Source organism: Companilactobacillus mishanensis (assembly GCF_003946505.1).
Classification (GTDB): Bacteria; Bacillota; Bacilli; order Lactobacillales; family Lactobacillaceae; genus Companilactobacillus; species Companilactobacillus mishanensis.
In genome coordinates, this window is record NZ_RHON01000006.1 from 77711 (window position 1) to 90150 (window position 12440).

Annotated in this window: 10 protein-coding genes; 6 read left to right on the top strand and 4 right to left on the bottom strand. The window is 39.2% G+C overall.

Annotated features, from left to right (window positions below):
• Positions 1-181: 181 nt before the first annotated feature.
• The 3 genes from EKM63_RS08150 to EKM63_RS08160 all read right to left on the bottom strand — a co-directional run bounded on the left by EKM63_RS08150 (position 182) and on the right by EKM63_RS08160 (position 3673).
• Complete coding sequence (locus tag EKM63_RS08150; protein ID WP_125705526.1) at positions 182-1048, bottom strand: LysR family transcriptional regulator; 867 nt, start codon at positions 1046-1048, stop codon at positions 182-184.
• A 578-nt stretch (positions 1049-1626) separates the two neighbouring features.
• Entirely contained in the window at positions 1627-2898 is a 1272-nt protein-coding gene (gene ilvA, locus EKM63_RS08155; protein WP_125705528.1) for a threonine ammonia-lyase IlvA, read from the bottom strand.
• Positions 2899-2989: 91 nt separating this feature from the next.
• Positions 2990-3673, bottom strand: coding sequence for an isocitrate lyase/phosphoenolpyruvate mutase family protein (locus tag EKM63_RS08160; RefSeq protein WP_125705530.1), 684 nt, complete (start codon positions 3671-3673; stop codon positions 2990-2992).
• Positions 3674-4088: 415 nt separating this feature from the next.
• On the opposite strand from EKM63_RS08160, the gene ilvB reads away from it, so the two are divergent.
• From ilvB to EKM63_RS08190, 6 genes are all read left to right on the top strand, one after another.
• The gene (ilvB, locus tag EKM63_RS08165; RefSeq protein WP_125705532.1) at positions 4089-5795 is read left to right on the top strand and encodes a biosynthetic-type acetolactate synthase large subunit; all 1707 of its coding nucleotides are present in this window, start codon (positions 4089-4091) and stop codon (positions 5793-5795) included.
• A gap of 33 nt (positions 5796-5828) precedes the next feature.
• Entirely contained in the window at positions 5829-6851 is a 1023-nt protein-coding gene (gene ilvC / locus EKM63_RS08170) for a ketol-acid reductoisomerase (protein WP_125705534.1), read from the top strand.
• Positions 6852-6950: 99 nt separating this feature from the next.
• Positions 6951-7733 (top strand): ABC transporter ATP-binding protein, encoded by a 783-nt coding sequence (locus EKM63_RS08175; protein WP_125705536.1) that lies wholly within the window; start codon positions 6951-6953, stop codon positions 7731-7733.
• A gap of 30 nt (positions 7734-7763) precedes the next feature.
• Entirely contained in the window at positions 7764-9536 is a 1773-nt protein-coding gene (ilvD, locus tag EKM63_RS08180; RefSeq protein WP_125705538.1) for a dihydroxy-acid dehydratase, read from the top strand.
• 2 nt (positions 9537-9538) lie between these two features.
• Positions 9539-9883, top strand: a complete 345-nt coding sequence (locus EKM63_RS08185; RefSeq protein WP_125705540.1) for a metal-sulfur cluster assembly factor — start codon at positions 9539-9541, stop codon at positions 9881-9883.
• 29 nt (positions 9884-9912) lie between these two features.
• On the top strand, positions 9913-10893 hold the full coding sequence (locus EKM63_RS08190) for a bile acid:sodium symporter family protein (protein ID WP_125705541.1): 981 nt from the start codon (positions 9913-9915) through the stop codon (positions 10891-10893).
• A gap of 34 nt (positions 10894-10927) precedes the next feature.
• On the opposite strand, the gene cls is transcribed toward EKM63_RS08190, so the two are convergent.
• Positions 10928-12394 carry a cardiolipin synthase gene (gene cls / locus EKM63_RS08195; protein WP_125705543.1) on the bottom strand — a complete coding sequence of 489 codons (1467 nt, stop codon included), beginning with the start codon at positions 12392-12394 and terminating at the stop codon, positions 10928-10930.
• Positions 12395-12440 lie beyond the last annotated feature (46 nt).

Sequence of the window (12440 nt, forward strand, 5' to 3'; positions counted from 1 at the left end):
ATTCCGAACTCAAATCGATTTGAGTTCTACATCTAAAGAGTAGTAGAAATGGTCATAATGGATCTTCTTTTGGAGGATTGGATACTGTTATGTCCTGAGATTTATGTATAGATAAATAAATTGATAATAGTAAAGGTAGTGTAAAATTTGTTTAATTTTACACTACCTTTTTTGGTTTTATTTAAATATCTGATTTCACTTGGTCCCATATTGCTTGTGCTGCCTTCGAAAGTCGTTGTCCTTTTAATCTTATTAAGGTCGAACCTGCTGTTACTCTTGGTTTCAGTGGAATGAATGTTAGGTCAGATTGGTTTGTGTTTATAATTCCATCAAGTGTCAGTGCATCGCCGACTCCTGCGGATACCATCAAGGACGCATTGTAGAGTAGATTATAGGTTGCCGCTACATGGATGTTCTCGTTCTCCAGTCCAAAAATTTGATGCAGATTTCTGACTCCGTTTTGTTGAGATATTATCAAATTAAGATGCTCAAGGTCAGACAATGTTATGTATTCTTTTTTTGCCAGTGGAGAACTATTGAGGGTTAAGACACCCCAACTACTTTCTCCCGGTAACTTAACAAAATCATAGTCAGTTTTGTCGAAAGGTTCCATCACGATTCCAAAATCGTAGACACCATTTTCCAACTTTTGCTTGATATTAATGGCATCAGTACTGATCATATTTACAAGAATATTGGGATGAATTTCTCGTAAATGGTGAATGGATTGAGCAACAGTGATAATCATCTTAGATTCAGCACTACCAATGTAGACCGAACCGCTGATATCCTTCTCTTTGTGAATGTTGTCCAAAGTTTTATCCGTCAGAGCAAGAATTTGTCTAGCTTGATCAGCTAAATATTGGCCTTCTTCAGTAAGTTGGATAGTACGACTACCACGTTCGAATAAGGTAATACCAAGCTCATCCTCCAAATCCTTAAGCTGCCGAGAAACAGTAGGTTGAGAAATATGCAGACGTTCAGAAGCTCGACTAATGTTTTGTTCTTGAACCACCATTAAGAAATAGCGAAGAATTCTCAATTCCATAATATAACCTCATTCATACATAATTTGAATAACTATGAATTCAGTATAAGTGCCAGACATGAAACCAGTCAAACAAATCAAATAATCAATCCGATGAATTACATAAAGATAGGATATTTAAAATATATCGGTTTGAGACCATTCCAATCGGCATTTGGGTATTAAATGGCAATATAAAATTTTTAGTTTCTTCTATTATATGGTCCAGTCAAAATGAATTATTTCATAGAGATAGGTAGTTGGGTTTTTAATTACATTTTGTAACGAATGAATTTTGAACAACCAAGGACGAATGTGATCATTTATGCCACAAATTTTGTATAAGAGTCGTCACCACAAAAACAGTGAGAATTCGAAACAACAAAAGAGGATGATTGAAAACTAGATGGAGTGGGGAAATAGATTTGGGCTCAGTGGTGATTTTTATCTTAGCAAACGAAGTGCGCTTAGCTCAAAGCGATGTCCACCACGCATCCTTAATTTTGTTGGCGTAGCCAACATTTTAGAAGGTTGCGCACGCGCCATAGGCGACGTACGTTCATTGATTACAGAAATCAATTCTCTTCCGGAATCGGAAGTTAAACCATCATCCGATACAAAGCCTGATTGTCCTGCAAGTTGATATAATCCGGATCAAAATCACGTAACCGCTCCAACAAAGAATCCAAATTACCAGCATCGCCCAATCGAACACCAACAAGAACCGGTCCATCACTACTGTTAACTTTCTTAGTATACTCAAACTTAGTAATGTCATCGTCCGGATTCAAAACAACATTAACAAACTCGCGTAAAGCACCAGCTCTTTGAGCAAAACTGACTACAAAGTAGTGTTGTAATCCTTGATATATCAGTGACTTTTCTTCGATTTCTTGCATGCGATTGATATCGTTATTTCCACCAGATACAACACATACGACAGTTTTTCCAGCCAACTGATCCTTATAAACTTCCAAGGCTGCGATACTCAAGGCTCCAGCGGGTTCGGCGACTAATGCCATTTTGCTATAAACATCCAAGATGGTCTTGCTGTCCAATCCTTCCGGTACTTGAACTAATCGATCCACGTATTCTTGGCAGGTATTATATGTCAATTGTCCGACTTTTCTGACGGCTGCTCCATCAACAAATGTATCGACTTTCTCCAAATTGACGGGATGTCCTAGTGAAAATGCTTTGGCCATTGAGCTGGCACCACTTGGTTCTACTCCGACAACAGTCGTGTCTGGACTGACTGCTTTAGTATGGGTACTTACTCCACTGATCAATCCGCCACCACCGACTGCAGCGAATAAGTAATCAACATCAAGATTTTTCTCCTCTGCATCTTTGAAAACTTCGACTGCCAACGTTCCTTGTCCCGCCATAGTGTGCAGATCGTTAAATGGAGCGATGAATGTTTGGTTGTTCTCTTCGCAGAATTCATTAGCTGCCGCATTTGCTTCGTCGAATGTGTCACCGGTCAACTTGATAGTTGCATTCTTTCCTCCAAAAAATTTTACTTGATCAACTTTTTGTTGTGGAGTGGTTGTTGGCATAAAGATTGTTGATGGGATATCCATTTTCGCACTGGTCCAAGCTACTCCTTGGGCATGATTTCCGGCGCTGGCACAAACAACTCCACGCTTTCTGGCATCTTCAGGAGTTTGGGAGATTGCGTAATAGGCTCCGCGGATCTTGAATGATCGGACTGCTTGAAGATCTTCACGTTTCAAGTAAACTTGGCAATTATATTTTTGTGATAGGTATTCGCTATGTTGGAGTGGAGTATGTTCCACGACTGGCTTGAGTACTTCGTAAGCTTTTTGAACTTCTTCTTCGGTTAAAACTGTTTTTGTAGTTGTTGTCATTGTTCTTTCCTCGTTTGTTTTTTTATTTGTGGTACAAAAAAAGGGTTATCCGCTCGTAAGCAGATAACCCTTTTGTCGACTAGATGTAAATCTAGCCCATGAATAGTTTCAAAATCATGTTTTGGCTGATTGTTCGTGCTGATTGGATCAGTCCGGTATAAACATGATACGTATCCAAGATAAATTTGGGATTAAGCTGTTGAGCTCCGTAGTAAGTAATATTCTCGTTATCAATGATTAGGCTAATCAAGACCGTTGTAGCGACGGCCTTAATAATGACAACATCTGCGTTTGAGATGTTGCTAATAATAATTTGGTCTATACCACTAATTTGAGCAATATCAATTCTTGCTTGGAGTTCATCAAGGCCATACTTAACAAAGCCATCTAATTTGACAATAACTTCAAAAGTTTCGTCAGAGATGGCTTTGTTTAGTGTATTTAAGGCATGGCCCAGTTGTTCTGCTGTGTCAAAGCCAGCATCAGTCACGACGACAGCATGGCATCCTGCTTCTTGTAGTGCATAAACACTGTTAGACAGAGTCCATGCGTTATCTGAAACACTGGCATCAGCGAGTACTTGCATATCCGTAACTGCAGCTAGACGTGAAACGTAGTCTAAGTATGCAGACATGCTTAATAGATCGGTATTGTAGCTGCCCAAAAGCTGAGCGGTTGCTAGTCGACTATCTAAGTACACTTTGTCAAAGCCTTCTGACTCTAAATGCTTGAGCATTAGCGCATTTGATGCGGCTGGTATGATGTGTGCTGGCATAATTCAACATCCCTTTCTTTAAACAAAAAGGCTCTTCGACTTGCGTCAAAGGGTCAGAACATTAAAATCCGTTCTAATTTGTTTTTAATTTCTCTTAACTTAACACTGTGAGCCCTCATGTCAACCGTTAATCGTGAATTTATTTGTTTTGAAAAATTATTTTATTTATTTTTAGACTAAAAAGCTACCTATATAGCGACTTGAAAACTGATGAATAATTTCACACAATTTCAAAAAACACGCTTGACATAATCAAACCTGACGTATAAATTTGTGGTCATCAACAAGCACGAAACGTTTTGTAATCAAAATCAATCGATTTTCTAATTAAAATACAAATAATCTAACTTGCTGAAATGACATTTAAATTCGATCAATCAATTAAATCGAATTGCTACGGAAGGGGGATCTATTTATGTTAGCAAAACAGTCGGACGGTGAACAAAAACGAATTAGCGGAGCTGAATCTTTGATTAAGTCGCTAAACGACCACGACGTCGAATTACTTTTCGGCTATCCAGGTGGGGCTGTTTTACCGATCTACGACACTATTTTCACATCTTCATTTACAAATATTTTGACCAGACATGAACAGGGTGCAGCACATGCAGCCGAAGGTTATGCCAAAGTTACGGGGAAGACGGGCGTCATTTTGGTCACAAGTGGACCAGGCGCATCTAATGCTATTACTGGAATCGCTGACGCAATGATGGATTCCGCTCCGATGGTTGTTTTGACAGGTCAGGTCGGAACTGGTGCCATTGGCACTCATGCATTTCAAGAGCTGGATGTAATCAGTATGACAAAGGCTGTTACCAAAGCTAATTTCCAAGTCACGCAAATTTCAGACTTAGCGAAAACTTTGGACAAAGCTTTTAAAATTGCACAATCAGGACGAAAAGGACCAGTACTTGTCGATCTTCCTAAAGACGTAATGGCTTCCATGACTTTCGAAGACAATCAACCTGCGTGTAGTGGAGTAGACGATTCAGAATTAACGGCTGAACAAAAAAATCAATTGAATGCTATTCTAGCTAAACTAAAATTGGCCAAGAAACCATTACTTTTGTTTGGAGCCGGAGTTGGAGCTTCTAATGCAGGAGAACTAGCTGCCGAATTTGCCCATAAATGGCAAATTCCAGTTGTCTCTACCTTGTTAGGGTTAGGAATTTTGAAAAATGATGATCCACTATTTTTAGGAATGGGTGGAATGCACGGATCTTATGCTTCCAATATGGCATTTCAAGAATGTGACTTTCTATTGAACGTCGGTTCGAGATTCGATGATCGTCTAGTTCCTAATGTTTCTAAATTTGCTCCAAATGCTGAAGTAGCACACGTTGACGTCGACACTAATGAAATCGACCGTATCGTTACAACGCAATACTCAGTTGTAGCAGATGCTAAGAAAGCATTGGAATATTTAAATAATGCACCAGTAGAAAAAACTTCATCACAATCGTGGCTGAAAAGAACTCAAGATAATAAAACAAAGCATACTTTCCACTATAGTAAAGATGACAATGTTTTAAAGCCACAAGAAGTGATTGAAGCAGTTGGTCGAGTCACAAATGGAGAAGCAACTGTCGTTACGGATGTTGGACAACATCAAATGTGGGTAGCACAATTCTATCCATTTAAACATCAACGCCAACTAGTTACTTCTGGAGGTCTTGGTACTATGGGCTTTGGCTTGCCAGCCGCTATTGGAGCAAAATACGCTGATCCAAAAAAAGATGTCGTATTATTCGTTGGTGACGGTGGGATTCAGATGACTAGTGAAGAATTAGAAGTATTAGCCGCTGAAAAGTTGAATATTAAAATCATTTTGCTTAACAATCGTGCCTTAGGCATGGTTAGACAATGGCAAGATGAATTCTATGACAAACGCCGTTCTCAAACAGTTTTCACACATCAACCAGATTTTGAAAAATTAGCCAGTGCATATGGCGTAGCATATTATGAATTAACTAAAAATGATGATTTAGATAGTAAATTAAATAAGCTTTTTGAAAAAAATGAACCAGCATTGATCCACGTTTCCATTCCCGAATTGGAGCAAGTTTATCCAATGATTGCTCCCGGTTCAGCCAATGACGAAATGATGGGATTAGATAAATAAAACAAATAATAAAATTACACGGAGGAACCACTTATGAAAGTAGAAATGTTATATGACAAGGACGTACAAACTAATTATCTAGAAGGAAAGACACTAGCTTTTGTTGGTTATGGCTCACAAGGTCATGCCCAAGCTAATAATTTGAGAGATTCAGGATACCACGTTGTTGTAGGTGTTCGTCCAGGTAAATCATTCGATAATGCAAAAACTGATGGATTCGAAGTTTATTCAGTTGCGAAAGCAGTTAAAAAAGCTGACTGGGTACAAATGTTGACGCCTGATGAAGTTATGTCAGATGTATATAAAGAATCAGTTGAACCTAATTTGAAACCTGGCGATGTTCTCGGATTCTCACATGGTTTCAACGTTCATTATAAGGAAATCGTTCCTCCAGCAGATGTTGATGTCGTAATGATGGCACCTAAAGGACCAGGTAACTTGTGTCGTCGTACTTATAAAGAAGGATTTGGTGTTCCAGCATTGTATGGTTATTTCCAAGATTATTCTGGACACGCTGAAGATTTATCAAAAGAATTTGCCAAAGGTAATGGTGCCGCAAGAGCTGGATTGTTGGAGACAACATTTAAAGAAGAGACTGAAGAAGATCTATTCGGTGAACAAAATGTTCTAATGGGTGGTGTTACAGCACTTATCGAAACTGGATTTGAAGTATTGACTGAAGCAGGTTATTCACCACAATTAGCTTACTTTGAAGTTGAACATGAAATGAAATTGATCTGTGACCTAATCTACGAAGGTGGTTTCAACAAGATGTACGCTGACTGTTCGAACACTTCTGAATATGGTTCATATGTTGTTGGACCAAAGGTTGTCGGACCAGAATCTAAGCAAGCTATGAAAGACGCTTTGGAAAATATCCAAAATGGAAAATTTGCTAAAGACTTTATGAAAGATTATCGTGCTGGCTTCCCAGAATTGTACAAACTCCGCGAACGTTCAGCTCACTCACTACTTTCAGAAGTTGGTGAAGGACTTCGTGAAAGAATGCCATTCGTTAAAGAAGCAGATAAATATAGTACCCCACAAAACGCATAATTTAATATTTGAATAATTAAAGAGGCCTGCCAGAAAAATGAGTCTTGGGTAGGCTTATTTAATTATTGCCAAATTAGCTAATTGGGAGGGGGTAGGCGAATGAATGACATTTTGAATTTTGATCATGTTTCAGTTCAACGTGGTAAGAGACAAATACTGAATGACATATCTTGGCGGGTCAAAGCTAAGGAAAATTGGGCAATTCTTGGCTTGAATGGAGCTGGTAAAACCACTCTTTTGAAAATGATTCACGGTGATCTTTGGCCTACTTCTGGTTCCTTGGAAGTTCTAGGTGGCAAGTTTGGTCACATTAGTATTCCAGAGCTGAAGACGAAAATTGGCTGGGTCAGCACGGCGTTACAAGATGAATTGCACCCTGGAGATATCGTTGATGAGATAGTACTTTCGGGAAAATTTGCCAGTATTGGTATCTATCAGGATTATTCAAAAGACGATATGGAACAGGCACGGCAATTGTTGTGTAATCTTGGTGGAGAAAAATTATTATCTAAGCCTTATGCAGTTTTATCACAGGGTGAAAGACAGCTAGTTTTGATTGCCAGAGCTTTAATGACGAAGCCACAATTATTAATTTTAGATGAGCCTTGTAATGGACTGGATCTGTTTGCTAGAGAAGAGCTACTGGAACGTATTCAACACATTGCAGAAAGCCCAGACAGTCCAGCTTTATTACTAGTCTCGCATTATACCGAAGAGATACTGCCTGTGTTCGATCACATCCTTTTATTAAGAGCAGGAAATGTTGTCGCCACAGGACAAAGAAACGATTTGTTATCAGAAGAGAATTTAACTAGTTTTTATCAGAAACCAATTGCTGTTCAAAAAATTGGTGCAACAAGAGTAGCAGTTTATCCAAAGTAGTTACAGAAATGAAGAAAAGAGGATGGGAAGATGAGCGATACATTAAATTTCAGTGTTAGCGGTAAAGATATGCAGAAACGAAGCGATGAAATCAAAGTCGGTGTCGATCGTGCACCTGGTCGTAGTTTGTTATACGCGACTGGACAAGTTAAAAATCCAGAGGATATGAAGAAGCCTTTCATTGCTATTTGTAACTCCTATATCGAGATTGTTCCTGGCCATGTTCATCTAAGAGAATTAGCTGACATCGCTAAAGAAGAGATCCGAAAGGCTGGAGGAATTCCATTTGAATTCAATACTATCGGTGTTGATGATGGGATTTCCATGGGACATATCGGAATGAGATATTCACTTCCTAGTCGTGAAATTATCGCTGATTCTGCTGAAACAGTTATCAATGCTCATTGGTTCGATGGTGTATTGTACATGCCAAATTGTGACAAGATCACTCCTGGTATGTTGATGGCGTCCGTAAGAACTAACGTCCCTTGTGCCTTTGTTTCTGGTGGTCCAATGAAAGCTGGCGTCGATCCGAATGGTAAAGCTGCCACATTATCTAGTGTTTTCGAAGCCGTTGGAGCTTTCAAAGATGGCAAGATGTCCAAAGATGATTTCATGGAATTGGAACGAAATGCTTGTCCAAGTTGTGGTTCGTGTTCAGGAATGTATACCGCAAATTCAATGAACTCATTAATGGAAGCCTTCGGATTGGCTTTGCCTTATAACGGGACTGCTTTGGCAGTTTCTGATCAAAGACGTGACTTGGTCAGAGCAGCAGCCAGACGTGTTATGGAAAATGTTAAAAACGATTTGAAACCACGTGACATCATGACTAAAGAAGCCTTCGACGATGCCTTCGCACTCGATATGGCCATGGGTGGTTCAACGAATACGGTTCTTCATGGATTGGCAATCGCTCATGAGGCTGGTGTTGATTATAGCGAAGAAGAAATCAATAAAATCGCTAAACGCACACCTCATTTGGCAAAAATTGCTCCATCATCTGCTTGGACAATGGAAGATGTTCATCAAGCTGGAGGGATTCCCGTTCTGATGAATGAGTTGATCGAAAAGGGTGTCTTCCATCCAGACCGAATGACAGTCACTGGTAAAACCATTCGTGAGAATGTTGCTGGTGCGGTAACTAAGAACCCTGAAGTTATTCGCCCATTGAATAATCCATATTCAGAACAAGGTGGACTTTCTATTTTATATGGAAATGTGGCCAGGCAAGGTTCTGTAATCAAGGTTGCTGGTGTCGATCCTGACATCCACAAGTTTGTTGGAAAAGCAGTTTGTTTTGATTCACATGATGACGCTGTTGAGGGTATCGATAATGGAACTGTCAAAGCTGGGGATGTTGTCGTTATCCGCTATGAAGGTCCTAAAGGTGGGCCCGGTATGCCAGAAATGTTGAATCCTACTTCAGATATTATCGGACGTGGCCTTGGACGTACGGTTGCCTTGATCACTGATGGAAGATTTTCAGGTGCTACTCATGGAATCTGTGTTGGACACGTTTCACCTGAAGCTGCCTCTGGTGGGGAAATCGGTTTGATCCATGATGGCGATAAAATCACCATCGATTTGACTAACAGAACGCTTGATGTTGACGTATCTGAAGCAGAATTTGCTGAACGTCGTAAAGATGTCAAACCATTTGAACCGAAGGTCCGTTTTGGATATTTAGCTAGATATCAATACTTAGTTACTTCCGCCAATACTGGTGGTGTCATGCTCGGTGCTGATGATTTATTTGGAAAAAAACAGGCTGCCGAAGAGCCAGCAGAGAGTGGTGACTGATCATGGTAGATGAAATGAAAAAAGTTACTACAGAAAATGATGTCGAAGACTTGCAAGACAGGATGCTTGCACAGTTGATGAAAGTTATCGATCCAGAATTGAAAGTTGATTTAGTAAATTTGGGTCTTATCTATGGACTCAGTTTAGAAGATAAAGTTTGTACCGTAAAAATGACTTTAACAACAATGGGATGTCCAATCTCGGCTGTTTTGGAAACTATGATTCAATCAGCACTTGAACAATTACCTGAAATTGATGAAGTAAAAATTGACTTAGTTTGGGAGCCAGCTTGGTCACCAGACAAAATGAGTCGTAATGCAAGGTATGCTTTAGGATATTATCGATAAAATAAAAAATTGAGAATGGAGTGATCACATTGGAAAAAGCAGAGAAACTTGGCAATTGGATAGGACGTTGGTTTACTATTCTAGTCGTCATTTGGGCTATCTTTAATTATTTATTACCACAAACGAGCCAGTGGGTCATTCCCAACACTTCGTATTTATTAGGCATAATCTTATTCGGAATGGGTTTGACGTTACGTGGTGAAGATTTCGCTAGAATTGTTAAACGTCCGCTGCCGGTAATTCTAGGAACCGTGGCACATTATGTCATCATGCCAACGATTGCTTGGTTGCTTTGTCAAATTTTCCATTTGACCGGTGCGACAGCTGTTGGTGTAATACTGGTTGGATCATGTCCTAGCGGAACATCATCCAGCGTTATGGCATATTTAGCAGGAGGGGATGTTGCCTTAGATGTTTCAATCGAAACACTTTCAACGTTATTGGCACCAATCGCTTTGCCTAGTTTGTTGATGCTCTTTGCCGGTCAATATGTATCGATTCCAACTACATCTCTATTCTTAAGTACAATAAGAATTGTTCTCGTGCCAATCATATTAGGCGTTCTGATTCACACCTTTTTTGGTAAGAAAGTTGATAATATCACTAAAGTATTGCCATTAGTATCTCAAACAGCAATCTTGTTGATCATCGGTGCTGTTATCTCAGCCAACCACGCTGAACTATTCACAGCTACAACTGCTTTAGTTATACCAGTAGTTATCCTTCATAATTTATCTGGCTATGGATTAGGATTTCTCTTTTCAAAATTGATCAGACTAAAAGACCCACAACGAAAGGCGATAACTTTCGAAGTAGGTATGCAGGATTCAAGTCTTGGCGCTACCTTGTCGATGATGTACTTTTCACCGGCAGCCGCAATTCCATCCACTATCTTTAGTGTTTGGCACAATATTTCTGGTTCAGTTCTATCTTCATATTGGAGATCGCATACTGAACGTAAGAGAAATAAAGGACTTGCTATGGCAGGAAATTTAAATAGTGTTAACTAAAAAAATCGACCTCATTATGGGGTCGATTTTGTGTTTATAGGATTGGTGAAAGTAGACGTGAGAAGCGTTGTTTGAAGTGCATCCAAACTCCCTGATTATCAATAACTTCTTGAGTGATCAAAATGGAATCTTCCATGTCTTTTTCAAATGAACGTTTAACTTTATGAGCTATTTTTGAATCATAGATAAAGGCATTTGCCTCAAAGTTTAATGAGTAACTACGGAAGTCGTGATTCATTGAACCGACTGAGCAAATTTTTTCATCAATTATTGAAGTTTTAGCGTGTAAGAAGCCTTTTTCATAACTGTAAATCTTGATTCCAAATTGAGTCAGCAAGTTTGAGTAATATTGGGTCGCACGATAGATGAACGGGTGGTCAGGCATACATGGAACCATTATCCTGACATCAACACCTGAACGTGATGCTATTGTCAAAGCGGTGAACATAGGGTCATCGGGTATCAAATAAGGAGTTTGGATCCAGACACTCTTTTTAGCGTTGACGATCATATCGATGAATCCATCTTTCAAAATTTCTTGTCGAGAATCAGGTCCATCTGACACGATTTGGATAGGTAAGTTAGCGTTAGTATTTGACTTATCAGCAGGGAAATATTTTTCTAGAAAGACTAGAGGTTTGATGCCATGATCAATCGAAGCATTCCAGTCCTGGAAAAATCTTTCTTGCATCAATAGTGTCGCGGTACCTTTGACACGAATGTGAGTATCACGCCAATAACCAAATTTCTTTGATTCGCCAACGTACTGGTCACCAACGTTGAATCCACCGATCCAACCAGTGATACCATCGAGAATTACTAATTTTCTATGCAAATGATAATTCAATCGAGTTTTGTAGATGACGTTTTTTGAAGTTATAAATGGTAGAACTTGTCCGCCAGCGTCAACAAATGGTTTGAACCACTTTTTGTTTGTGCCACCAGAACCCCATGGATCATAGAGAATTCTAACTTCGAGTCCTTCTTTGGCTTTCTCAGTCAATAGGTCCAAAAACTCTTGGCCAATATTACTCTTGATGAAGGCATAGTATTCGACGTGAATTGTTTCTTTAGCATTGCGTACATCTTCAAAAAGACGTTTGAATTTTTCTTTTCCATCATAATAAAGTTCAATCTCATTATGACGAGTTAGTGGTGTATCTTCTGTTTTGTCAAAAAAGCTGATGACGTGTCTGGCGTAATAAGTTTCATCAGTCCGCGAACCATTCTGCTTTTTAGATTTAGCATCAAGTTCCATTTTCTTCAATTGATGAAGTCCGATATGTTCCTGATTGCTGATATTAAATATTTTTTCTTGGGCGATTCCCCGACCAAAGAACGCGTAAATCAAAAAGCCAACTACAGGTAAAAGCATGAGAACAAGAATCCATGCCCAGGTAGTAACAATGTTACGTGGTCTATGGAAAACAGTGATTAGGGCCGACAATGTATTCAGAACCAAAATTGCAATGATAACCCAAATAATCCAAAGATCTATCATATTATTCTCCCCGTTTTCGTATGATTAACATACTAAAAAGTGTACT